The sequence below is a fragment of the Aquirufa sp. A-Brett2-15D genome, assembly GCF_054558735.1.
Genome location: NZ_JBSKFT010000004.1, coordinates 58,735 through 82,441, shown reverse-complemented (window position 1 = coordinate 82,441; position 23,707 = coordinate 58,735). Strand labels below are relative to the sequence as shown.

General features: G+C 40.4%; 30 protein-coding genes. 5 read left to right on the top strand and 25 right to left on the bottom strand.

The genetic code is table 11. The features are described from left to right. Positions 1–17 precede the first annotated feature (17 nt). The 3 genes from prmA to ACST14_RS10380 are packed head-to-tail and all read right to left on the bottom strand — an operon-like array spanning position 18 to position 2,594. The gene (prmA, locus tag ACST14_RS10390; RefSeq protein ID WP_459463285.1) at positions 18–839 is read right to left on the bottom strand and encodes a 50S ribosomal protein L11 methyltransferase; all 822 of its coding nucleotides are present in this window, start codon (positions 837–839) and stop codon (positions 18–20) included. Positions 840–843: 4 nt separating this feature from the next. Further along, positions 844–1,791, bottom strand: a complete 948-nt coding sequence (locus tag ACST14_RS10385; RefSeq protein WP_459463283.1) for an MlaD family protein — start codon at positions 1,789–1,791, stop codon at positions 844–846. Between the two features lie 5 nt (positions 1,792–1,796). After that, on the bottom strand, positions 1,797–2,594 hold the full coding sequence (locus ACST14_RS10380) for an N-acetylmuramoyl-L-alanine amidase family protein (RefSeq protein WP_459463281.1): 798 nt from the start codon (positions 2,592–2,594) through the stop codon (positions 1,797–1,799). 90 nt (positions 2,595–2,684) lie between these two features. Between ACST14_RS10380 and ACST14_RS10375 the strand changes: the two genes are divergently transcribed. Next, positions 2,685–5,390, top strand: a complete 2,706-nt coding sequence (locus tag ACST14_RS10375) for a putative LPS assembly protein LptD (protein ID WP_459463279.1) — start codon at positions 2,685–2,687, stop codon at positions 5,388–5,390. Here ACST14_RS10375 and msrA read toward each other — a convergent pair. Beyond that, complete coding sequence (msrA, locus tag ACST14_RS10370) at positions 5,387–6,040, bottom strand: peptide-methionine (S)-S-oxide reductase MsrA (RefSeq protein ID WP_459463464.1); 654 nt, start codon at positions 6,038–6,040, stop codon at positions 5,387–5,389. The two genes, ACST14_RS10375 and msrA, sit on opposite strands and share 4 nt — an antisense overlap. A gap of 58 nt (positions 6,041–6,098) precedes the next feature. Between msrA and ACST14_RS10365 the strand changes: the two genes are divergently transcribed. Further along, a complete protein-coding gene (locus ACST14_RS10365; protein WP_459463277.1) occupies positions 6,099–6,716 on the top strand; it encodes a phosphatase PAP2-related protein in 618 nt (205 codons plus the stop codon). Here the strand turns inward: ACST14_RS10365 and ACST14_RS10360 are convergent. The 3 genes from ACST14_RS10360 to ACST14_RS10350 all read right to left on the bottom strand — a co-directional run bounded on the left by ACST14_RS10360 (position 6,713) and on the right by ACST14_RS10350 (position 10,299). Further along, positions 6,713–8,629: a polysaccharide biosynthesis protein gene (locus ACST14_RS10360; protein WP_459463275.1), complete on the bottom strand. Its 1,917-nt coding sequence runs from the start codon at positions 8,627–8,629 to the stop codon at positions 6,713–6,715. The two genes, ACST14_RS10365 and ACST14_RS10360, sit on opposite strands and share 4 nt — an antisense overlap. Before the next feature lie 113 nt (positions 8,630–8,742). Beyond that, the gene (gene thiL, locus ACST14_RS10355; protein WP_459463273.1) at positions 8,743–9,768 is read right to left on the bottom strand and encodes a thiamine-phosphate kinase; all 1,026 of its coding nucleotides are present in this window, start codon (positions 9,766–9,768) and stop codon (positions 8,743–8,745) included. Between the two features lie 48 nt (positions 9,769–9,816). Next, positions 9,817–10,299 carry a hypothetical protein gene (locus ACST14_RS10350; protein ID WP_459463271.1) on the bottom strand — a complete coding sequence of 161 codons (483 nt, stop codon included), beginning with the start codon at positions 10,297–10,299 and terminating at the stop codon, positions 9,817–9,819. An 83-nt stretch (positions 10,300–10,382) separates the two neighbouring features. Here ACST14_RS10350 and ACST14_RS10345 point away from each other — a divergent pair, with 83 nt between their 5' ends. The 3 genes from ACST14_RS10345 to ACST14_RS10335 are packed head-to-tail and all read left to right on the top strand — an operon-like array spanning position 10,383 to position 12,940. Continuing rightward, positions 10,383–10,610: a cytochrome b5 domain-containing protein gene (locus tag ACST14_RS10345; protein WP_406778161.1), complete on the top strand. Its 228-nt coding sequence runs from the start codon at positions 10,383–10,385 to the stop codon at positions 10,608–10,610. 1 nt (position 10,611) lies between these two features. Further along, positions 10,612–11,469, top strand: a complete 858-nt coding sequence (locus ACST14_RS10340; RefSeq protein WP_459463268.1) for an N-acetylglucosamine kinase — start codon at positions 10,612–10,614, stop codon at positions 11,467–11,469. A gap of 58 nt (positions 11,470–11,527) precedes the next feature. Beyond that, entirely contained in the window at positions 11,528–12,940 is a 1,413-nt protein-coding gene (locus ACST14_RS10335; RefSeq protein WP_459463266.1) for a TonB-dependent receptor, read from the top strand. A 29-nt stretch (positions 12,941–12,969) separates the two neighbouring features. Here the strand turns inward: ACST14_RS10335 and carA are convergent, their stop codons facing one another. The 18 genes from carA to rplE all read right to left on the bottom strand — a co-directional run bounded on the left by carA (position 12,970) and on the right by rplE (position 23,679). Next, entirely contained in the window at positions 12,970–14,070 is a 1,101-nt protein-coding gene (carA, locus tag ACST14_RS10330; protein ID WP_459463264.1) for a glutamine-hydrolyzing carbamoyl-phosphate synthase small subunit, read from the bottom strand. 95 nt (positions 14,071–14,165) lie between these two features. Further along, positions 14,166–14,852: a 50S ribosomal protein L17 gene (gene rplQ, locus ACST14_RS10325; protein WP_459463262.1), complete on the bottom strand. Its 687-nt coding sequence runs from the start codon at positions 14,850–14,852 to the stop codon at positions 14,166–14,168. Between the two features lie 87 nt (positions 14,853–14,939). Then, positions 14,940–15,929: a DNA-directed RNA polymerase subunit alpha gene (locus ACST14_RS10320; RefSeq protein ID WP_459463260.1), complete on the bottom strand. Its 990-nt coding sequence runs from the start codon at positions 15,927–15,929 to the stop codon at positions 14,940–14,942. Between the two features lie 74 nt (positions 15,930–16,003). Then, on the bottom strand, positions 16,004–16,609 hold the full coding sequence (gene rpsD / locus ACST14_RS10315) for a 30S ribosomal protein S4 (protein WP_459463258.1): 606 nt from the start codon (positions 16,607–16,609) through the stop codon (positions 16,004–16,006). 100 nt (positions 16,610–16,709) lie between these two features. Continuing rightward, positions 16,710–17,105, bottom strand: coding sequence for a 30S ribosomal protein S11 (rpsK, locus tag ACST14_RS10310; RefSeq protein ID WP_130895422.1), 396 nt, complete (start codon positions 17,103–17,105; stop codon positions 16,710–16,712). A 45-nt stretch (positions 17,106–17,150) separates the two neighbouring features. Further along, positions 17,151–17,528: a 30S ribosomal protein S13 gene (gene rpsM, locus ACST14_RS10305; protein WP_459463255.1), complete on the bottom strand. Its 378-nt coding sequence runs from the start codon at positions 17,526–17,528 to the stop codon at positions 17,151–17,153. A 46-nt stretch (positions 17,529–17,574) separates the two neighbouring features. Continuing rightward, complete coding sequence (ykgO, locus tag ACST14_RS10300) at positions 17,575–17,691, bottom strand: type B 50S ribosomal protein L36 (protein WP_130895424.1); 117 nt, start codon at positions 17,689–17,691, stop codon at positions 17,575–17,577. A 31-nt stretch (positions 17,692–17,722) separates the two neighbouring features. Then, a complete protein-coding gene (infA, locus tag ACST14_RS10295) occupies positions 17,723–17,941 on the bottom strand; it encodes a translation initiation factor IF-1 (protein WP_127803117.1) in 219 nt (72 codons plus the stop codon). Positions 17,942–17,951: 10 nt separating this feature from the next. Beyond that, a complete protein-coding gene (map, locus tag ACST14_RS10290; protein ID WP_459463253.1) occupies positions 17,952–18,758 on the bottom strand; it encodes a type I methionyl aminopeptidase in 807 nt (268 codons plus the stop codon). Position 18,759: 1 nt separating this feature from the next. Beyond that, on the bottom strand, positions 18,760–20,082 hold the full coding sequence (gene secY / locus ACST14_RS10285; RefSeq protein WP_459463251.1) for a preprotein translocase subunit SecY: 1,323 nt from the start codon (positions 20,080–20,082) through the stop codon (positions 18,760–18,762). A 17-nt stretch (positions 20,083–20,099) separates the two neighbouring features. Beyond that, positions 20,100–20,546, bottom strand: coding sequence for a 50S ribosomal protein L15 (gene rplO, locus ACST14_RS10280; RefSeq protein WP_459463249.1), 447 nt, complete (start codon positions 20,544–20,546; stop codon positions 20,100–20,102). A 46-nt stretch (positions 20,547–20,592) separates the two neighbouring features. After that, positions 20,593–20,772, bottom strand: coding sequence for a 50S ribosomal protein L30 (gene rpmD, locus ACST14_RS10275; RefSeq protein ID WP_205753085.1), 180 nt, complete (start codon positions 20,770–20,772; stop codon positions 20,593–20,595). A gap of 34 nt (positions 20,773–20,806) precedes the next feature. Continuing rightward, positions 20,807–21,325, bottom strand: coding sequence for a 30S ribosomal protein S5 (gene rpsE, locus ACST14_RS10270; protein WP_459463247.1), 519 nt, complete (start codon positions 21,323–21,325; stop codon positions 20,807–20,809). 9 nt (positions 21,326–21,334) lie between these two features. Further along, positions 21,335–21,682 carry a 50S ribosomal protein L18 gene (gene rplR / locus ACST14_RS10265; RefSeq protein WP_459463245.1) on the bottom strand — a complete coding sequence of 116 codons (348 nt, stop codon included), beginning with the start codon at positions 21,680–21,682 and terminating at the stop codon, positions 21,335–21,337. Positions 21,683–21,724: 42 nt separating this feature from the next. Further along, positions 21,725–22,282: a 50S ribosomal protein L6 gene (gene rplF, locus ACST14_RS10260; protein WP_459463243.1), complete on the bottom strand. Its 558-nt coding sequence runs from the start codon at positions 22,280–22,282 to the stop codon at positions 21,725–21,727. A gap of 58 nt (positions 22,283–22,340) precedes the next feature. Next, complete coding sequence (gene rpsH / locus ACST14_RS10255) at positions 22,341–22,736, bottom strand: 30S ribosomal protein S8 (RefSeq protein ID WP_130895432.1); 396 nt, start codon at positions 22,734–22,736, stop codon at positions 22,341–22,343. 75 nt (positions 22,737–22,811) lie between these two features. After that, complete coding sequence (rpsN, locus tag ACST14_RS10250) at positions 22,812–23,081, bottom strand: 30S ribosomal protein S14 (protein ID WP_130895433.1); 270 nt, start codon at positions 23,079–23,081, stop codon at positions 22,812–22,814. Between the two features lie 43 nt (positions 23,082–23,124). Beyond that, entirely contained in the window at positions 23,125–23,679 is a 555-nt protein-coding gene (gene rplE / locus ACST14_RS10245; protein ID WP_459463241.1) for a 50S ribosomal protein L5, read from the bottom strand. Positions 23,680–23,707: the final 28 nt, after the last annotated feature.

Here is a 23,707-nt window from a genome sequence, read left to right as displayed (position 1 = left end):
GAGTCAAACCTTTAAAATTAAGGTTTTTTTCTCAATTGCAAGCAAGCCCAGTTGTTTTTTGATGCTTGTGCAACAAAATTAAGTTGCTGCTTTTCAGCCGATTCCAATAAAAGTGGGATGTCCTCCGTGTAGAAACCACTCAAGAAAAGTAGTCCCTCCGGCTTAATACGCGCAGCATACTCAGCCATTTCTGCTAATAAGATATTTCGATTAATATTGGCTAATAACACATCATAGGTGGTCGCATCCTCTTCCGCGATGGTTCCCAACGCAAAAGGAATCTCTTCGCAGCCATTTAAGCCTGCATTTTCGATGGAATTCTCTACCGACCATTCGTCGATATCGAAGCCGCGAACGAATCCTGCACCTCGCTTCTTCGCTACAAATGCCAAAAGCCCTGTACCCGTGCCTGCATCTAAAACACTTTTGTTCGTTAAATCCACATCAAACAATGCCTTCGCCATTAAGGAAGTCGTTTCATGGTGACCTGTTCCAAAAGACATTTTAGGATTAATGACTAGCTCTACCTGAAAACCAGGCTCCGAGGGATGAAAACTAGCTCGAATCAGCACTAAATCATCAATACGAATGGGATCATAATTGCTTTCCCATACTTCATTCCAGTTTTGCTTCTCTATCCGATTCGTTTCAAAAGTCTTTAGACCATAACGGGACATAATTTCATTCAAAGCCTCCTCCGAAAACTCCAACTCTGGGCAATAGGCAATCACACCCGTATCAGAATCTTCAAAAATATTGAATTGAATTTCGCCCAGCTCAGCGACTAAAATATCAGACAGCTCAGGACTGGCTGTAATTTTCACTTGAATCGTGGACATAAAATTAATTTGAAGGAGGGGTGTTTTTCTTTCCGAAAACAGAGATACCTATATAGCGCTTAGGCTGTAATCTAAAATCGAGCAACAGCTTATCCAGATCCACTAATGTTTTATTCAACCCTACATAAAGGCTATCGTTCTTAATCAATTTACCCGCTGTGCCTTCGCCACGCTCTAAACCTTGCACGATCTTCTTCAGCGAAACGACCGTAGCGTCTACTTCTTTTAACGTCTTCCCTATTCTAAGAGCCTGCAAGGAATCTGCCACTGTATTGAACTTCGTTAATAAGGGACGTAACTGCTTCTCCGTTTCCATTAAATCCGCTGACAAAATCTTCATGTTCGAAGAAATCTGAGCAATATTTGCTCGATTATCTGCCACAATACCATTCACCGACCCATTAAGGTTTGAAACCGTTTCATTCGATGTTTTCAATAAGGTATTCAAGTAAGTTCCTGTATTGTCAAACTTAGTAGAAATTTGACGAAAGGAAACTAAAAGCGAATCGGCATTAGCAATTACGGGAATCGCACGTTCTTTTAATAAGGTGGTTAAACCTACCTCCGTTTCGCCTTTTAAAAAGGAATCCTCTGCTAAATTTCCCTTGCCCTCTAAACGCAAGCGAATGATTTTTCCGCCTAAAAGCGCTCCATCAGAAAGAACAGCAACTGTTTTATCTGGAATCACCATGTCTTGGCTTAGGCGAAGGGTGACTAGGATTTTATTCGATTTTTCTGGTTGGATTTCTACCTTTTTTACCTTTCCTACTTCGATACCATTTATCATCACTTGATTAGAAACCATCAAGCCATCTACATTCTCGTATTCTACATAATAGATGCGAGCCGATGAGAATATATCATTGCCTTTCAGAAAATTAAATCCGAAATAAAGGATTAAAAAGGCTAATAATGCCAAAAACCCTACTTTCAATTCATTGCTTTTGAGCATCGTATTTATTTTTCGATTTCTTCTTTGTAAGCTTTAAAGGCAGTGGCAATTGCCGTTGCTACCTCTGATTGACCTGTGGAAGAAGTTAAATAATGCTCTTCCTCTGGGTTCGTTAAAAATCCCGTTTCCACGAGAACACTGGGCATCGCCGTGCGCCATATTACTAAAAAACCGGCCTGCTTTACCCCAAAACTCTTACGTTGATACGTCTTCGTAAATTGTTCTTCCACTTTCGATGCAAATTTTACCGAGCTAGCCATAAATGCGCTTTGGTAATTCGCCATCATAATATGTGCCAGCGGAGAGCTCGGATCAAAACCATCGTAAGTCTTTTGATAGTCCTTCTCTTGTAAGATAACTGAGTTCTCGCGCTTCGCTACGTTCAAATTACCATCCGTTTTATGCAAACCCATGGTATACGTTTCCGTTCCATACGCATTTTTATTCGCCGCCGCATTGCAATGAACGGAAATGAAAAGATCCGCTTTGTTGCGATTAGCGATATTTGCCCGTTCGTTCAATTCAATAAACGTATCCGTATCACGCGTATAAATAATCTTCAAATCGGGATGAGCCGCTTTTAGCTTCCTGCCTAACTCTTGGATAATTTGCAATGTTACAATTCCTTCATGTGAACCTTTAGGGCCTAAACATCCCGGATCTTTACCTCCATGGCCCGCATCTAAGCAAACCACTTTGATTTTATTTTTACTATCTGTTTTCTGGATGACCTTAGGCGTCCAAGCCGTCAGCAATAAACCCAGCGAGAAAAATAAACCGATAGATTTTATCTGATTAAACATTATTTTCTAATTGTTACACGTTGATAACAAGCAAAGATGTAATTTTGTAGGCTTGTATTTATTAGTGCAAATATAATTTTTAAATTCCATTTGGTAAAGAAATCCACATATTACCTTTTTATTACCCTACTTCTCCTTTTTGCTTCCCTTTCAGAAGCGAAAGCGCAGCGGGTAATTTCGACGGATACTTTACAAAAGTCCATCCCGAAAGACACGGCTGCAGATTTACAAACCACGGTTTACTATTCTGCCGTAGACTCTACGATCTTAGACGCAGATAAACAAATTGTGAATCTGTATGGTAATGCCAAAGTCAAATACGGAGAAATCTCCCTCGAAGCCAATTACATTCGCCTCGACTGGGCAAAAAATGAGGTGTATGCGATCGGAACTCAAGATACACTGACTAAAAAAATGATCGGACTTCCGGTATTTAATCAGGGAAGTGATAAATACGATTCGGACGAAATACGCTATAATTTTAAGACAAAGCGGGCCATCATTAAAGGAATCGTCACTCAGCAAGGGGAAGGATTTGTACAAGGTAAAAACGTGAAAAAAGATGAGGAGGAGAACCTCTACATTCGAAATGCCATTTATACAACTTGTAATTTAACGCATCCTCACTTCCACATTAAGGCGAGTAAGATCAAGGTGGTGGGTAAAAAAGAGATCATCTCCGGCCCCTTTCACTTTGAATTGAATGATATTCCTTTGCCTATTGGCTTACCTTTTGGCTTTTTCCCTTATTCTCAACCGAAAGAAGCTGGAAAATCAGGGATAATCATGCCCACCTATGGAGAGGAGCCGAATGGGCGTGGATTCTATTTACGGGAGGGTGGTTATTATTGGGCAGCAAGTGAAAATATTGGAGTACGATTTACCGGCCAAATATACTCCAAAGGCGGCTGGGGATTAGGCGCCAATTCGCAGTATAATAAACGTTACCGATACACAGGAAGCTTTAATTTAGCCTTCAATCGCAATAGTAATGGGGATGAATTTGACCCGACTAAGCGGACCGACTTTGCCCTACAATGGTCACATGCCCCACGGAGTTTAGGGAATTCGAGTTTCTCCGCTTCTGTCAACATAGCTTCTAATTCCTATAATCAATTTAATTCTTTCAATACGCAGCAATACCTAACGAATACCATCGGTTCTTCGGTTCAGTATTCCCGTAATTTTGGCCAAACGGTCCGTACCAGCATTAACCTAAGGATCAACCAGAATACCAGTACACGTGTTTTTGATGCGGGAACGGATTTTAACTTTGGCCTAAATCAAATCCAGCCCTTTAAAAAGAAAAACTCCTTAGGGGATCGTTTTATCGATCAATTCCGTGTCGGTTTAGATTTTTCAGGAGGCATTTCGATGACGAACCAAGTCGGTGATCCTTACACGCGTTACGAATTCGACGTATACCCCCGTTCTTCTAATTCGCTTAGAGGAACCATACAGAGACCTTTTATTCCTACTGGAGTGGACGATGTGCCAGCGGGGGTAATTCCGGTAGATGCGAGTACGCTACCTATACTTTGGGAGAAGGCCCAAACGAAATTTAATTATAGCATTCCTTTATCGTTACCTAACCTGAAATTAACGAAACATATCAACTTGACTCCGGGCGTTGCCTGGTCCGGTAATATGTACACCAGATCATATAAATACACATATGTCGCTGCTGATTCGACGGTTCGCATCGATACGGTGGGAGGTTTGCCTAAATTCAATTCACAGATTTCCTTTTCGGCGAGTATGAATACGCGATTATTTGGAACATTGCGCTTCAAAAAAGGCCGATTAGAGGCTATTCGCCATACCTTAGTTCCCTCTGTTAGTTTAAGTTATACCCCCGATAATTCAGATCCGAGTTTTGGTTATTTCCAAGATGTGCGAATCAATAACCGGAAATTCATCAATACAGACGGAAAGGAGCAGCTAGGTGATATTCGCCGTATCAGTACTTTTGATCCGCGTACGCTGAGTTATGGAAGTGCTACCGGGGCGATTTCTTTTGGTCTACAAAATACGCTAGAAGCTAAATTAAAAACGAAATCAGACACAGCCAGTGTGCTGACAGAAAAGGTCCGAATTTTAGATAATTTCGGCTTGAACGGTAGTTATAATTTGCTGGCCAAAGAATATGCGCTTTCCAATATCGGATTTAACCTCGCCTCTCGCGTGAAAGATTTTGACATTAATATGGGAGGAAGTTTCGACCCCTACCTCTATGTCGCTGATCCGCTATTTTTTGATATCGGACGCAGAACGCCTGACTATATGTTTAGCCAAGGAGCTGGTTTAGCACGCCTACAAGGTTTCAACTTCTCTGTGGGGCGTCGTTTCTCCGCTGGCAAGCCTAAGCCAAAAGAAAATAAAAATGCTAGTGAAGCCCAAATGAACCAAATAAACCGAAATCTAGACGACTATGTCGACTGGAATGTGCCTTGGAATTTCTCTTTTTCTTACCAGTATAGTATGAACAAGACTGGTTTAGCATCCCCACAAAACATCAGTGGACTTAGTTTCCAAGGCGACTTAAGTCTTTCAGAGAAATGGAAATTCTCTGTGACTTCCGGTTTTGACTTTAAATACAAAGGCCTGACTTACACGAATATGTCCGTGCACCGCGACCTGCATTGCTGGGAAATGAATTTTAACTGGACTCCGATCGCGAGCCCTTTCTATGGCCGCGCGAGTAATTATTCCTTCGATCTGCGGGTTAAATCAACCCTTTTGCAGGATTTAAAACTTTCCCGCCGACGCAGTTTTTACGATAAGGGTGGATTCTAGTTCAATTTTGATTTAAAGGTCTTAAGAAACTTATCCATTTTCGGTTTGATGACGATCTGGCAATAAGGCTCCGTCCCATTCTCATTGAAATAATTCTGGTGGTAATCCTCCGCCACATAAAACTCAGATGCAGCCGTAATTTCCGTTACGATTGGATTAGGGAAAACATGCGAATCATTTAGCTTTTGCTTCCAGGCATCTGCCTCCTTTTGCTGCTCAGGTGTATGAAAAAAGACGGCGCTGCGGTATTGAGTACCCGCATCTGCCCCTTGTCTATTTAAAGTGGTAGGATCATGTGTTTGCCAAAAAATCTCCAGCAAAGTAGCCACACTCACTTCCTTCGGATCATAACTCAATTGACAAACCTCCGCATGACCCGTCAAACCAGAACAAACTTCGCGGTAAGTAGGATTTTTCATCTTTCCACCCATATATCCTGAGCTAACTGATTTCACTCCTTTCACGCGTTGAAAAACGGCCTCCACGCACCAGAAGCATCCCGCTCCAAACGTAATTTTCTCTAACTTCTGATCCATAGTATTTGTCTGTTTAATCTTCTTATTTGCTTCTGTGGCGCTACCACAAGAAAAATGAAAAGCACTCGTGATGATGCTCAACACAATTACTGTAATTTTCGAGATCTTTTTCATCATATTTTATATTTTAGCACTAATTTCGCTTCCCAAATTACTTAATTTTCGTTCAAACTTGAAACAATCCTGGAAAGCCGCCTTTGAAAAACGCACCTTTGCCCTACAATTCGTAGGGGCCTTATCCGTGTTCTTAATTTTCCCTTTAAAAGCGGACGTCTATTTTCAATGGATACAATTACGCAAAGGAGTCCAATGGAACGATCCTTTACTTAACGCAATTCCAGCCCTAAATGTTTCCTACCTGATTTTTGGGATTATCTATATATCCGTTATTTACCTATTGTATCGCTTAATACAAGATCCGAAAAAATTCCTTTGGTTTGCTTGGGCATTTAATTTGGAGACCGCTTTTCGCTTCATAACAATCTACCTAGTCGCTCTAGAGCCGCCCTTTGGTTTAGTGGATTTACATGATCCGCTCGCTGAAATTTTCATCTATGGGGATAATTTAGCCATCACAAAAGATCTATTCTTTTCAGGACATACGGCCACGATGGTTTTTGTTTGCTTTTTTCTGCCTACTGCAAAAGAAAAGTGGCTAGCTTTCGGACTCAGCTTAGTCCTCGTGAGCTTATTGTTAATCCAACACGTGCATTATAGTCTGGACATATTAGCTGCTCCACTTTTTACTTTAGCGGCTATCTGGATCGTTAAAAAGAGTAGAATTAGTTAAGACGATTTCTTGTCTAAGGTCTCAAACACGGAATTATTTGATTTGTATTCAGGGATCATCTCCTTGATTTTCGCCACGATCGAATTATTGTCCCCACTTGAAAGCAAGAGGTTTAATTCATTTGTCGCCACTTCCATATAGGCGTAAGTCGGTGTATTTACTTCTGCTACTAAGATCTTAGGATGGTGCGTCGGAAGCGTATTTTCGTCGTTATTCAACAACTCTTCGTATAACTTCTCTCCCGGACGTAAACCTGTATATCGAATCTCGATATCCTTATCTACCCGTAAGCCACTAAGCGTAATCATCTTCTTCGCTAGATCTATAATCTTCACCGATTCTCCCATATCAAAGACGAAAACCTCCCCACCTTGACCCATGGTAGCTGCCTCTAGAACGAGTTCGCAAGCCTCCGGTATGGTCATGAAGAAACGAGTAATCTCTGGATGCGTCACCGTCACAGGACCACCACGTTCGATTTGCTTCTTAAACAAGGGAATTACTGATCCATTCGACCCTAATACGTTACCAAAACGCGTTGCAATAAACTTCGTCTTAACGCCCTCCAGCTGATTCATCGACTGCGTGTACATCTCAGCTAAACGTTTCGTCGCACCCATCACATTCGTCGGATTAACCGCCTTATCGGTGGAAACCATGACAAATTTTTCTACTCCCATTTCAGAAGCTAGCTCAGCTAAAATCCGGGTACCTATCACGTTTGTCTTAATAGCCTCGTAGGGATTATTTTCCATCAAAGGAACGTGCTTGTAAGCAGCAGCGTGGAAAATGATATCAGGACGGTGCGTTTTAAAAATCTTACTAACACGGCGCGTATCTGATACGTCTGCCACATTCACTATTAACTGCACATTAGCAGGCACTTTACCTGCTAATTCATATTCTAAATCATATAATGCGGATTCTCCCTGATCTACTAAAACTAATTTAGCTGGGAAATAAGCAATAAGTTGACGAACAATTTCACTTCCAATTGAACCCGCAGCACCTGTCACTAAAATAACCCTGCCCGAAATCTCATCACCTATGCGCTTATTGTTCATCTGAATCACCTCGCGTCCTAGAAGATCTTCAATCTTCACATTGTGAATTTGATTCATCGCAAACTCCCCTTCTACCCACTTGTCTACCGGCGGTAAGGCCTTTACGATAACACCTCTATCCAAGAAAATATCTGAAATTTTACGTTTCGACTTAGCGGACATGTTATTGATGGCCATAATGACCTCTAAACCATCATTTGACCCGATAAACTTATCCAAAACCTCTGGCAAGCTATATACCTTAATCCCTTCGATAGTTTTACCAATTTTAGACTCATTATCATCAATAAAACCTAAGATTTTATAATTCGTGCTTCGATCTGTTTGGAAAACATTCTTCGTTAGCATTCCTGTATAACCAGCACCATAAATAAGAACACCTATAGTAGGCTTAAATTGATTAATGAAGGATTCATAGAAACTCTTCACAAAAAAGCGAAGAATAATCATCCAGAATAAACAAATAAAGAAGTCAATAATTAAAATAGAAGCAGATAAATTAAACACATGCTCGAATCCCAAGGTATTTCGAATAAGCGCTGAAACGACAACCGCGCCCAATGACCCTACAAAGACAGCTTTTAAGATTAGAATCGCATCTTCAATACTCGTATGACGAATAATGCCCGCATAGGATTGGAAATATAAAAAGCCCAAAAGGCGTAATCCCAAAACAAAAACAAGCTGGGACGCAAATATGGAGAAATCAATTTCCGTCAACTGAAAATTCATTCTTAATAAAGTCGCAATGGAAAAGGAGAAGAGTACAATGAGTAAATCAAAGACTAATACCAGCCATCTCGAGAGAAAGCGATTCGAATATTTCCGGATGAAGGAAGACTTCGTCATGTTACTATCTACTTAATAAAAAATTATCAGGCAATTCCCAACATTCAAAATTACCAATTAAATCTCTTTTAAAAGCAAAAATTTATCAAACGGCTGATTTTGTAGACCAATGGCTAAGCTTTACCGAAGCCTGGCGCCGTTAAATCGACGATTGCGTCAGATTTCATGACCATTACCCTTTCATTACTAATATTGGTCATATATCCGATCGCTGTGACATCTGCGATTTTTTCTACTTTAGGAAAATCTTCCTGAGAAACAGTGAATAATAGTTCATAATCCTCCCCTCCATTCAATGCAGCCGTTAATGGGCTTACATTAAATTCGGTAGCTGAAAGATAAGTCTCATCATCAATCGGAATATTTTTCTCGAAAATACGCGCGCCTAAACCGGATGCATTACATAAATGAATGATTTCGGAGGCTAATCCATCAGAACAATCGATCATCGAGGTAGGTATAACACCTAAATCCCTTAATTCATGAATGATATCAAAACGAGCCATCGGTTTTAGCTGTCTCAATACGACATAGCTTTTACCTTCTAATTCAGGCTGCATTTCAGGATTTGATAAGAATACCTGTTTTTCTCTTTCTAACGAGTGTAATCCCATCAATGCAGCACCTAAATCGCCCGAAACACAAAGGACATCGTTCTCTTTAGCCCCAGTTCGCTTCACTAATTTCTCTTCCTCTACGACCCCTGTTGCATTCATCGCTATAATTAAACCTTGAGGACTCGACGTGGTGTCACCACCCACAAGGTCTACTTTATACTCTTCACAAGCTAACTTGATGCCCTCGTAAAGCGCATCAACAGATTCAACAGAAAAACGGTTGCTTAGGCCTAAACCTATCGTAATTTGAGCAGGAATCGCATTCATCGCAGCAATGTCAGATAAAACAACCGAAACAGCTTTAAATCCCAAATGTTGCAATGGAGTATAAGCTAAATCAAAGTGTACCCCTTCAATCAGCAATTCAGTCGTTGATACCACTTGGTTTCCTTTCGGATCTAATGCGGCTGTATCGTCGCCAATACCTATAACTGTCCAGTCCTGCTTCTCTACAAATTGTGCGGCCAGGTGATTTATTAAACCAAACTCCCCTAATTCTCCGATTTCTGTTCTCTTCTCCATATAACAAAAAAGCCGCCACAAGGACGGCTTTCATTTAATTAATTCTAATTAAGGATTTACTAAAGCCAATTTTACAATAGCACTGCTCGCTTTTACATAAGCAGTTGTTTGCTGAAGGCTAAGTCCTGTAGCTGTAGGTGTAGACAAGATGGTATAACTGATAGTGCCCCCTGTTCCTGTCGGTGCCCCTTCTGCACTTGTTAAACCATTTAATGTTAAACTAAGACCATCCGTTGCTACGGTATAAGTTCCAGTGAATATTTTACCGTCAAATTCCGTTAAAGTCACAGAACCCGCCGTAGATAAATCTAATTTATATTGAGAATAGCCTTGAACGACGTTCGAAGTACTTGTTTTATCGTATTTCGTTACACCATCCCATTGCGCAGAGTTGACCGCCCACGCTTTCTTTACTAATGTTGCCACGCTAACCACAGGCGGTGGCGGTGGAGTAGGTGTAGGAGCTGGATCGCCTCCGCCACTACATGCCATCACGGAGATAGCAAACAAAAAGACAATGAATTGTTTCATAGTAATTTTAAATGTAATGTAAAATTAAAAATCTTTCTGAAAAAAATGGTCTTTGTCCCTTTTTATTTAGCTTCGTGTAAAATATGAAGACATATACTCGCGGACAGTTAGCCCTCAGAAATGGGCAGGATAAGCCTGAGATTTGGGTCGCCTTTCAGGGCCTCATTTATGATATGACGCATTCCAAACTGTGGAAAAACGGCAAACACTACGAACATTGGGCTGGTCAAGACTTGACACCTGAACTAGCGGATGCGCCACATTCTGAGAAAGTCTTCGAGAAATTCACCCCCATCGGAATTCTAGAATAATATGATTTTAATCGTTGAGAGTGGTTCGACTAAAACGGCTTGGAGACTGATAAAGGATCCAACATCACCCTATGAAAGTTTCTCTAGCGTAGGAATAAATCCTTATTATGAGACCTCGGCTGAAATTGTGGCCTCTCAGGGAAAAGTTTTAGCTGGTTTTACCGGAATACCTATTCAAGCAGTCTTTTATTATGGAACTGGGGTGACGGGCGACGCTCAACGAGAGATTATTGCTGAGGCATTTCGACCTTTTTTCGCTACCTCTTGCACACTAGAGATCCAAAACGATTTGATTGCAGCGGCTAGATCACTTTGTGGTAAAACAAACGGCGTGGCCTGTATTTTAGGAACAGGGTCCAATTCAGGGTTTTGGGATGGAACTCAGATTTCAGCTCAAAGGCCTCCTTTGGGATTTTGGTTAGGGGACGAGGGCAGTGGGGGTCATTTAGGCAAAAGTCTGGTATTAGGTTATTTACACGGCCAAATGCCGATTGAATTGCGGGCTGTTTTTGAAAAGAGGTTTGGGGTGTTAGATCGTCTGACAGTTTTAGATAAGGCATATAAACAAGCATTTCCAAATCGCTGGTTTGCTAGTTTTTCGAAATTTTTATTTGACCATCGTAAAGAGGCCTTTTGTTATTCGCTGATCGAAAAATCCTTTGAATCATTTATTTCCTTGTATTTAAAGGGCTATGAGGATGCTGAAAGGCAGACATTTCATTTCACTGGTTCGGTTGCCTTTTACTATTCAGATATATTGAAAAAGGTAATGAAGAAAAATGCTTTGAAGCTAGGGCATATCAGTGAGGAGCCGATGGCGGGACTATGCTTGTATCACAAAGGGGAGTTTTGGCCATAAATTTGTAAATTGCACTATAAGCTGAAAAGCCTAAGACAACAAACTTAAAACATTGCCTATGCCATCTCATATTAAATCCATAGGGACTAAACAAAAAGCACTTCAGGTTAATTTAGATCGCAGTATCTACGGTTCTTTCGCGGAGATCGGTGCGGGTCAAGATGTGGCTGCTAATTTTTTCAAAGCCGGCGGAGCGTCCGGAACCATTGCAAAAACAATTTCTGCCTATGATATGGCCTTTTCGGATGCCATTTATGGTGAAGAGGCTTCTGGTAAATATGTATGCGAAACACGATTAATGAAGATGTTAAATCGGGAATTCAAATTATTGAATGTCCGTTTAACTGAATCAGCTGCTGAAAAGCGCTTTTTCGCCTTCGCAGACACAGTTTCTGCTCTGAATTTTCAAAAGACAAACGATGCCCACGGCTGGATCGGATTACGTTTTCAGTTAACTCCAAATGGTGGATTTAACGATGTGGTTATTCACGTAAATATGCTGGATAACGATAATATTTTACAACAACAGGCTTTAGGAGTTATTGGGGTGAATCTATTGTATGGATGCTATAATTACTACGAAAATCCTGAAAAGTTATTATTATCGCTTTTAGATGATTTAAACAAAGACCGTATCGAAATCGATATGATTCGCTTCGAGGGGCCAGACTTTAAGGAGGTAGATAATCGCCTCATGTCGCTTTATTTAGTGAAGCACGGGTATACGATGGCCGCTGTTTTTGGTCCAGATGGCAAGGTGATGCAGCCTTATGATGCTTTGGCCAAAAAACATATCGTAGCCGTTCGTGGTCGATTCCGTCCCGTAACGAATATTTTTTCAGACATGTTGAAAAAAGGCGTTGCTCAGTTCGAGCAAGAGTCGGATGTGGACGATGATAAAATCTGTGTGCTGTCTGAATTAACATTGAAAAGCTTAGAAAATGAAACGCATAAAATCGACGAGAAAGACTTCTTAGACCGCGTGGATATTCTATGTTCATTAGGCCAAACCGTCTTAATTTCTAACTTCCACGAATACTTCAAATTAGTTGACTACTTAAGCAAATTCTCTAAATTAAAAATGGCCCTAGTGATGGGTATGCCTAATTTAGCTTACATTTTCGAAGAAAATCATTACAAAGATGTGCCGGGTGGAATTATGAGCGCTTTTGGATGTTTGTTCGGTTTGAAAATAAAATTATACCTCTACCCTACCGTTTCATCAACGGGCGAAATAATTCAATTGAAAAATTTCCAACCGGAAGGACATCTACAAGGATTATTCCAATATTTGATCGAGAATGATAAATTAGCCGAGATCAAAAATTACGATGAGAAACTGATGAATATTAGCACCGATCAGGTGTTAGAAATGATACAATCTGGAACGGACGAATGGGTACAATATGTGCCAAAATCCGTTTCTAAAATGATCAAAGAGAATTCGCTCTTTGGCTATAAAGCTTCATAAAAAAAGCCCTGATCTCTCAGGGCTTTTTTTTATTTCATTAGATCGATAAACTGATCAAATAAATAGCGAGAATCATGTGGTCCTGGGCTTGCTTCTGGGTGATGTTGCACCGAGAAGGCTTTGCGACCTTTCACACGAAGACCTTCGACTGTTTGATCGTTTAGGTTAATGTGCGTTAATTCTGCCTGATCTGACGATTTCAATTCGTCCATCTTCACCGCAAAACCGTGGTTTTGTGACGTGATTTCCGAAAGGCCTGTGATTAAATTCTTCACTGGGTGATTCAATCCACGGTGTCCGTTGTGCATTTTGTAGGTACGTAAGCCGACTACTTGTGCTAGAATTTGGTGACCTAAACAAATCCCAAAAATAGGCTTATCGCTCTTCAAGAATTCTGCCACCGTATCAATCGCATAAGACATCACAGCTGGATCCCCTGGGCCATTCGAAACAAAGTAGCCATCTGGATTCCAAGCGGCAATTTCTGTATAAGTCGTCTTCGCAGGGAATACTTTTAGGTAGCATCCTCGTTCCGCAATATTGGTCAAAATACTTTTCTTCACTCCTAAGTCTAACACAGCGACCTTGCGCTCGGCTTTCTCATCCCCTAAGAAATAGGCTTCCTGAGTACAAACTTGTGAAGATAATTCTAAACCTTCCATGGAAGGAATTTTGGCAAGTGCCGCTTTTAAAGCTGTTTCGTCAAAAATTTCTGACGAGATTAAGCAATTCATTACACCCTTTGTACGAATGTGACGAACCAAAGCGCGTGTATCTATGCCTGATATTCCCACAATCCCCGCATTTTCTAAATAATCTTGCAAAGAACCATCTGCCGTTTCACGCGAGTGAATACTGGAGAATTCATTACAAACCATGCCGGCGATTTGGACCTGATTGGATTCCGCTTCCTCTGTATTCATCACACCATAATTACCGATGTGTGCTGTTGTATTAATAATCACCTGACCTGCATAAGACGGATCAGTATAAATTTCTTGGTAACCCGTCATACCGGTATTAAAACAGATCTCACCTCCGTGAGTTCCTATTTTTCCTAGTGCTTTCCCGTGGAAAATAGTTCCGTCTTGTAAAAGTAAAACTGCTGGTGTGGACTCAGTAAATCTCATAATAATCTGTTATAAAATATGGGTCAAATCCTAATTGCCTAAAAAAAGGGCTTCAACGGAAAGTTGAAGCCCTTTAAAAAATAATAAGAGAAAGATTAAGCGTCTTCTCCTTTTTCTTCTGTGGACTCCTCAGTTGCAGGCGCTACTGGAGCTTCTTCTTCAGCCAACTCTGGTGCAGCCTCTTCAGCTACAACTTCCGCTACTGGAGCTTCTTCTTCAGCCACCTCGGGTGCAGCCTCTTCAGCTACAACTTCCGCTACTGGAGCTTCTTCAATTACTTCTGCAGATGGTTGCTCAGCAGCAACAGCTACCGGAGCTGCAACTGAAGCCGCAGCTTCAGTTGTTTCTGTTGCTTTTGCAGCGCCTCCACGACGGCTACGACGAGTTTTACCCGCTTTCTCCGCTGATGCAGCTAACATTGTTTCGTTAAAGTCAACTAATTCAATGAAGCACATTTCTGCGTTATCACCTAAACGATTACCTAACTTGATAATACGTGTATATCCACCTGGACGATTCGCTACTTTCTCAGAAACGATAGAGAACAATTCTTTTATTGCATCCTTACTTTGTAAATAAGAGAATACAACACGACGATTGTTTGTGCTATCTGTTTTTGATTTTGTGATCATTGGCTCTACGTATTTACGTAATTCCTTTGCTTTAGCAACCGTAGTTTGGATGCGTTTGTGCAAGATCAAAGAAGATGCCATGTTAGATAACAAAGCAGCTCTGTGTGAAGCCGTTCTTCCTAGGTGATTAAATTTTTTACCGTGTCTCATTGTGTTATTTCGTAAGTTAAAAGCTCTTGCGAGCTGCGGTTAGTTTACCTCACGGCAAACCACCTATTACTTTGTTTAAATTATTAATTAATCTTCGTCTAAACGATATTTAGAAACATCCATTCCAAAGGTCAAGCCTTTTTCCTCGATCAATTGCTCTAATTCAGTTAATGATTTCTTTCCAAAATTACGGAACTTCATCATATCAGAGATTTCTAATTTCGCTAATTCACCTAAAGTGCGAACGTCAGCTGATTTCAAGCAGTTGTAAGCACGTACAGATAAATCTAAGTCAGCTAATGAAGTCTTCAATAACTTGCGCATGTGAAGTAATTCCTCATCTACTACATTATCTTCTTCTGCTTTAGGAGTTTCAAATGTCATTGTTTGATCAGAGAACAACATAAAGTGTTGGATCAAGATATACGCTGCACCTTTCAATGCATCTTCAGGATGGATTGAACCATCCGTCTCGATATCTAAAACTAATTTCTCATAATCCGTCTTCTGCTCTACACGCGTGTTCTCAATGCTAAACTTTACATTTTTGATCGGAGTGTAAATCGCATCAGTAGCAATGTGTCCGAATGGCAACTCGTTTGCACGAGGCTCATCAGCGGCTACATAACCACGACCCTTTTCGATTACTAAATCAATTTCAACTTCTTTCGAAGAATCTAAATTGCAAATAATCAATTCTGGGTTTAAAATTTCAAAGTAAGGAGTAAACTTAGCGATGTCACCTGCAGTGATAGCTGTTTGTCCTTTGATTTTCATAGAAACTTTGTTATCCAAAATTTCCTGTGTCTTCTTGAAACGAATTTTTTTCAAGTTCAAGATGATCTCAGATACATCTTCGTGAACGCCTTCAATGGCTGAAAATTCGTGTAACACACCAGAAATCTTAACGCTTGTGATAGCATATCCTTCTAAAGAAGAAAGTAAGATTCTACGAAGTGCGTTACCAATGGTAACACCGTAACCTTTTTCGAGTGGCTTGAACTCAAATAACCCATGGAAGTCTGTGGCTTTTTCCATCACAACTTTTTCGGGCATTTGGAATGCTAATATTGACATATTTCGTAGCTTAAAATGATACTGAAAAAACGTTATTGGTACTCTTTAAAAACTCTAGCAATCTCGTTAGGAGATTACTTAGAGTATAATTCGACAATTGCTTGTTCGTTAAAGTTTTCAGGGATCTGATCTCTTTCTGGCATAGCAATAAACTTACCTACCAATTCAACACCATCCCATTCTAACCAGTTAAAGATCTTAGGAGAACGAGCTGCTAACGAATTAGAAACTACTTCTAAAGACTTTGATTTTGCACGAACACCTACTAATTGACCTGGACGTAAAGAGTAAGATGGCACATTTACTACTTCACCGTCCACATTAATGTGTTTGTGAATAACTAATTGGCGCGCTGCACGACGAGTAGGAGCAATTCCTAAACGATATACAACGTTATCTAAACGTGCTTCACATAATTTGATCAAGTTTTCACCGGTGATCCCTGCCTTTACAGCAGCTTTGTGGAACAAGTTTTCGAATTGGCGCTCTAAAATACCGTACGTGTATTTCATTTTTTGCTTTTCCTTCAGTTGCACTGCGTATTCAGAAACCTTTGAACGTTTTCCTTTACCGTGCATACCTGGTGCATAGTTTTTACGAGCTAATGCTTTGCTCGGACCTAGAATTGCTTCACCGAAACGACGTGCAATCTTGGATTTGGGACCTGTGTATCTAGCCATTTTTCTTAAAAGTCATTGGACCTCTTATGCCCAATGAAGTAATTAAATTGTGAATAAAAGCGGGGGAAAATAATTACTAATTACCCCTGCATAAAAATTATTAAACGCGACGGCGTTTTGGAGGACGACATCCATTGTGAGGCATTGGAGTAATATCTTTGATGATAGATACTTCAATTCCTGAGTTTTGGATAGTACGGATAGCTGACTCACGTCCTGCTCCCGGTCCTTTTACAAAAACCTCTGCTTTCTTCATTCCTGCTTCAACAGCTACCGCTGCGCAGTTAGATGCTGCCATCTGTGCTGCGTAAGGTGTGTTTTTCTTAGACCCACGGAAACCCATCTTTCCTGCTGAAGCCCAAGAGATCACTTGACCCGCTGAGTTTGTAATGGAGATAATAATGTTGTTAAAGGAAGCTTTGATGTGTACTTGACCGTTTTGTTCAACGACAACTACTCTCTTCTTCGCTTTATCTTTTCTTTTTGCTTGTGCCATAATTTGAAAATGAAAATACGACGAGGTGTTACCCTCTTCTATTTATTATTTAGTTACTTTTTTCTTGTTAGCAACTGTTTTTCTACGACCCTTACGAGTACGTGAGTTGTTCTTCGTGCGTTGACCACGTACTGGAAGACCTTTACGGTGACGTAATCCACGATAACAACCGATGTCCATTAAACGCTTGATGTTTAATTGAACCTCAGATTTCAACTGACCTTCCGTTTTGAATTCAGCAGCGATGATCGCACGGATGGCGCTAGCCTCCGTATCGTTCCACTCACCAGCTTTCTTGTCAAACGAAACCGCAGCTTTCGTTAATATTTTTTGAGCAGTGCTGCGACCTATACCAAAAATATAAGTTAGTGCAATTTCTCCTCTTTTTTTGTCGGGAATATCAACCCCTGCAATACGAGCCATATAGGTAATTAATTGTTGTTATTAATCAATTTAAAATTCTGTCGAATTATCCTTGTCTTTGTTTGAACTTAGGATTCTTCTTGTTGATTACGTAAAGCTTTCCGTGACGACGGATTACTTTGCAATCTGCACTACGTTTCTTGATAGATGCTTTAACTTTCATATTAACTGTATTTATAAAATCAAACCTTTAATTATTTGTATCTGTAAACAATTCTAGCCTTACTTAAATCATAAGGAGACATCTCTAGCTTCACCTTATCTCCTGGTAAAATCTTGATGTAGTGCATCCTCATCTTGCCTGAAATATGTGCAATGACTTGGTGCGTATTTTCCAATTCTACCCGAAACATGGCGTTCGAAAGAGCTTCCAAAATAATTCCGTCTACTTCAATCGAGGACTGTTTGGCCATAATTATTAATTTATATATTCAACAATACTGTTGATGTTTTAATCACTTCTTCAATCGGGACAAAAGTCGTCAAAATGATCGGTCCTTCTTTCCCTACCGCTACCGTGTGTTCAAAGTGAGCACTTGGCTTGCGATCTTGTGTTCGGATAGTCCAGCCATCCTTATCAACTGAGATTTGACGCTTCCCTAAGTTAATCATCGGCTCGATCGCAATAACCATTCCTTCTTTTAACTTAGCTCCTTCCCCGCGGCGACCATAATTAGGCACCTCTGGACTTTCGTGAAGCTTCTTACCTACACCGTGACCCACTAGCTCTCTCACTACACCGTAACCAAAAGATTCCGTGTACGATTGAACGGCGAATCCAATGTCGCCTACTCGCTTGCCTGGTGAGGCTTGATTCAAACCTAAATACAAAGACTCTTTCGTCCGTTGTAATAATTTAACTACCTCCTCAGCCACATTTCCTATGGCATAGGTATAGGCGCTGTCAGCGTGGTAGCCATTCTTATAAACTCCTCCGTCTATCGAGATAATATCTCCGTCTTTCAGGATTAATTCTCCTGGTAAGCCGTGAACCACCACATCATTGACCGAAATACACAAAGAGTATGCATATTTTTGGGCTCCTACTTGGTAATTCAAAAAAGATGGATGCGCTCCATTATCTTTAATATATTCGTAAGCGATTTTATCTAAAGCCAAAGTACTAACTCCCGGCACTATCGCCTTCGCTACTTCTGCATGACACTTCGCTAATATTTCGCCATTCTGTTGAATGATCGCTAAATCAGCTGGTGTCTTTAAATAAATCATCTTAACGGCTAATCATCTCCGAGCGACCTTTCACTCGTCCTGATTGCATTAAGCCTTCATACTTACGCATCAACAAATAACTTTCTATTTGTTGCAATGTATCTAATACTACACCGACAAGGATAAGAAGTGATGTTCCTCCAAAGAAGGATGCAAAACCTCTCGTCACGCCAAACAAGTTAGCAACTGCAGGAAGAACCGCGATTAACGATAACATCACTGCACCTGGTAAAGTAATACGATCTAAAATAGTAGCAATAAATCCTGCTGTTTCTTCACCTGGCTTCACACCTGGTACAAAACCTCCACCACGCTTCATATCATCTGAGATTTGAGTCGGGTTAATGGAAATGGCTGTGTAGAAGAAAGTGAACACAATGATTAAGAAAGCAAACAATACGTTATACTGCCAAGTCGTGAAATCACCAAAAGCAGATGCAACCGAAGAGGCAAACTCTGACTTCTCAGCAAACGACTGAGCTACTAAACCTGGGATAAACATTAAGGCTTGAGCAAAGATGATCGGCATAACACCTGAAGCATTTAACTTCAAAGGAATGTATTGACGCTCGCCACCTACAGCTGTTGCTTTGCTTCCCACTACTTGCTTCGCATATTGAACAGGGATACGGCGAACTGCTTGAGTTACCATAATCGCACCCATGACAACAAAGAATAAAGCGATTAATTCAATGATGAACATCAAAGCACCTGACATTCCGCGTGATCCTGCTTCTTGTAAAATAGAGGCTGGGAAACGAGAAACGATACCGATCATGATCAACATAGAAATACCGTTACCAATACCTTTATCTGTAATCTTCTCTCCTAACCACATACACAGCATAGTACCACCAATTAAGATAGCCACGCCATATAAACGGAAAAACCAAGGATCGACCATGATGGCATCAGATGGAATCGTTACTTGTAAATAAGTAAACGCTTGTGCAGCTGTTACAAAAATGGTTAAGATACGGGTGATTTGGTTTAACTTCTTACGACCTGACTCACCGTCTTTCTGCATTTTTTGGAAATACGGAAGCGCAATGGTCAATAACTGAATCGCGATCGAAGCAGAAATGTAAGGCATGATACCTAAAGCAAACACCGAAGCATTACTTAAAGCACCGCCTGAAAATATATTCAACAAACCGAAAAGTCCGCCTTCTCCAGGTTCAGATAACTTAGTAGCGTCTACACCTGGTAAAGCGATATAAGAACCTAAACGGAAGAATGCAATGAAAAGAAGCGTATTAATAATACGTCCTCTTAACTCATCGATGGAGAAAATATGCTTGAAAGTTGTTATTAACTTGTTCATTCGATTAGAATAGAGGATTAACCTACATTTGCTTTACCGCCTGCTGCTTCAATCGCAGCTTTAGCAGCACCTGAGAAACCTTTTACTGTAACGTCTAAAGCAGCTGTTACAGATCCACGTGATAAAATCTTCACTAAGTCAGACTTAGATACAAGACCATTCGTGTAAAGTGTTTCAAATGTGATCACCTTGGTTCCGATTGCATCAGCTAATGCTTGCAACGTATCTAGGTTGATTGCTTTGTATTCCACGCGGTTATGGTTCTTAAAACCAAACTTAGGAACACGACGTTGTAATGGCATCTGACCACCTTCAAATCCTCTCTTGCGAGAATAACCTGAACGAGATTGAGCACCTTTGTGACCACGAGCAGAAGTTCCACCTAATCCAGAACCTTGACCACGACCAACTCTTTTTCTAACTTTTACCGAGCCTTCAGCAGGCTTTAATGATGATAATTTCATTCTAATTGGGGCTTAGCGCTACTGTTTCCAGTAACTCGCATGTTAATTAAATATTTTCAACTACAATTAAGTGGTTTACGGCACGAATCATACCTGCAATTGCTGGATTCAATTCAACCTCAACACTCTTACGGATTTTACCTAATCCCAAAGCTTGGATCGTACGTTTCTGTACTTCCGGGCGCTTAATTGCACTTTTAACTTGAGTAATTTTAACTTTAGACATTGTATGTTCTATTAGAGAGGCTTGCGCGCTCTGATTATCCATTAAATACTTTAGCAATAGAGATTCCGCGTTGGAAAGCTACCGTGTGTGGTGCTCTCATCTTAACTAATGCATCGATGGTTGCCTTCACTACGTTGTGTGGGTTAGATGAACCTTTAGACTTAGCTAGGACATCATGCACACCTACTGATTCTAATACAGCACGCATCGCACCACCGGCGATCAATCCTGTACCTGGAGCAGCTGGCTTAATTAAAACGAAACCGCCAGAGAATTTTCCTAATTGCTCGTGAGGAACGGTGTTCTTCAACAAAGGAATTTGGAACAAATTTTTCTTAGCATCTTCGATACCTTTTGTGATAGCATCAGTTACCTCGTTTGCTTTTCCTAAACCGTATCCTACGACACCAGCTCCGTCACCTACGACAACGATCGCTGAGAAACTAAAACGACGACCACCTTTAACTACTTTTGCAACACGGTTGATGGCTACTACTTTCTCCTTCAACTCTCCTTCGTTAACCTTTACTGGTTTTGCTTGTAAATGCGACATATCTATTTCTTAAAATTGTAAGCCACCCTCGCGAGCACCTTCAGCTAATGATTTAATTCTTCCGTGATACAAATAACCGTTACGGTCAAAAACTACCTTCACAATTCCAGCAGCCTTCGCTTTCGCAGCGATCGCTAAACCTACTGTCTTAGCAGCTTCAACGTTATTATTCACTTTATCTTTCTTGTATGAAGTAGCAGCAAATAAAGTCTTGCCAGCTAAATCATCAACTAATTGCGCGTAAACTGCAGAATTAGAACGATATACACTTAAACGCGGACGCTCCGCTGTTCCTGCGATCTTAGCACGAATCGCACGTTTAATGCGGGTTCTGCGTAAATTTTTAATTGTTGCCATTTGTTAACTTGTTTGTGTGGATTTCCGGCCCACGCTTATAATTTATTTTTTACCGCCTGCTTTACCAGCTTTACGACGTACTTGCTCTCCTAAGAAACGAACACCTTTACCTTTGTATGGTTCAACTGGACGTAGAGACTTGATTTTCGCAGCTACCTGACCGATTAATTGCTTATCGATAGACTTCAGAGAAACCAATGGACTCTTACCTTTTTCCATGGCAGTTACAATAGAAACTTCAGCAGGAATAGCCATGAAAATCGAGTGAGAATAACCTAAACTCAATTCCAATATATTTCCTTGATTGGTGGCCTTGTAACCAACACCGATGATTTCCAAATCTTTTTGGTAACCTTCACTCACACCCACGACCATGTTATTGATCAATGAACGATATAAACCGTGCATCGCTTTGTGACGCTTTTGTTCCGTAGGACGAGCCACAGTTAAAACACCCTCTTCGATGGTAATGATCATATCTTGATCCACTTGTTGTGACAAAGTTCCTTTAGGACCTTTAACTGTCACTAAATTACCAGCACTAATTTCTACAGTAACTCCTGCAGGTATGGTGATAATCTTCTTTCCAATTCTTGACATTAGACTTTAATTATAGCTTAAATTCCGAGATTACTCCCCTTTCAGCGTGAAACAATTATTAATATACGTAACAAAGTACTTCTCCACCTACGTGTAAAGTACGAGCCTCTTTATCTGTAATTACTCCTTTAGAAGTAGATAAGATAGCGATACCCAATCCGTTCAATACGCGTGGCAACTCTTCAGCACCATTGTATTTACGAAGACCTGGCTTAGAAATACGAGTCAAGTTCACGATAGCAGGTTGCTTCGTAACTGAATTGTATTTCAACGCAATTTTGATGGTTCCCTGCACGGATGAATCATCGAATTTATAGTTTGAAATGTATCCTTTATCAAAAAGTACTTTCGTAATTTCCTTTTTAATGTTGGAAGCAGGAATTTCAACTACCCTATGGCGTGCCTTCAAGGCATTTCTCAATCGGGTTAAATAATCTGCTATTGGATCTGTCATTGTTTTTAAATTTGCCGCAGGGTTTTCAAATGAGCCTGCAAAATTACAAAAATGAATTTAATTAATCAAATAATATTACCAGCTTGACTTAGTCACACCTGGAATCAAACCGTTAGATGCCATCTCACGGAACGTAACACGGCTAATGCCGAACTTACGCATATATCCACGAGGACGTCCTGTTAATTTACAACGGTTGTGTAAACGTACAGGAGATGCATTTTTTGGAAGTTTATCCAATCCAACGTAATCTCCAGCTGCTTTTAAAGCTGCGCGCTTCACTGCATATTTTGCAACTGCTGCTTCGCGTTTTCTTTCTCTTGCTTTTACTGACTCTTTAGCCATTTTGTAAAAATTTAAAGGTTTTTATGAAAGCCTTGCGGGCTACTTATTTTTTTTGATTTGAAAAAGGCATTCCAACCGCTGCTAATAAAGCATAAGCTTCTTCATCCGTTGCTGCACTCGTCACAAATGTGATGTCCATACCAGAGATCTTGCTTACTTTATCGATTGAAATCTCAGGGAAGATAATTTGCTCTTTTACCCCTAATGTATAGTTTCCACGACCATCAAATCCTTTTTCAGAGATTCCTTTAAAGTCACGAACACGTGCTAAAGAAACAGTTGTCAAACGATCTAAGAATTCGTACATACGATCTCCACGTAACGTTACTTTCACACCAATAGGCATGTCCTCACGTAACTTAAAGTTCGAGATAGCTTTCTTAGAGATCGTAGCTACCGCCTTTTGACCAGCGATTTGCGAGATTTCCTCGATAGCGATATCGATTAATTTTTTGTCCGACACTGCGGCTCCCACGCCCTTGTTGATTACGATTTTAGTAATCTTAGGTACTTGCATGATAGACTTGTACTGAAACTTATCTTTTAAGCTTGGTACAATCTCCTTAACAAAACGTTCTTTTAATCTAGGTACTGCCATTGTAGTATATTTTGTGGATTTCCGACCC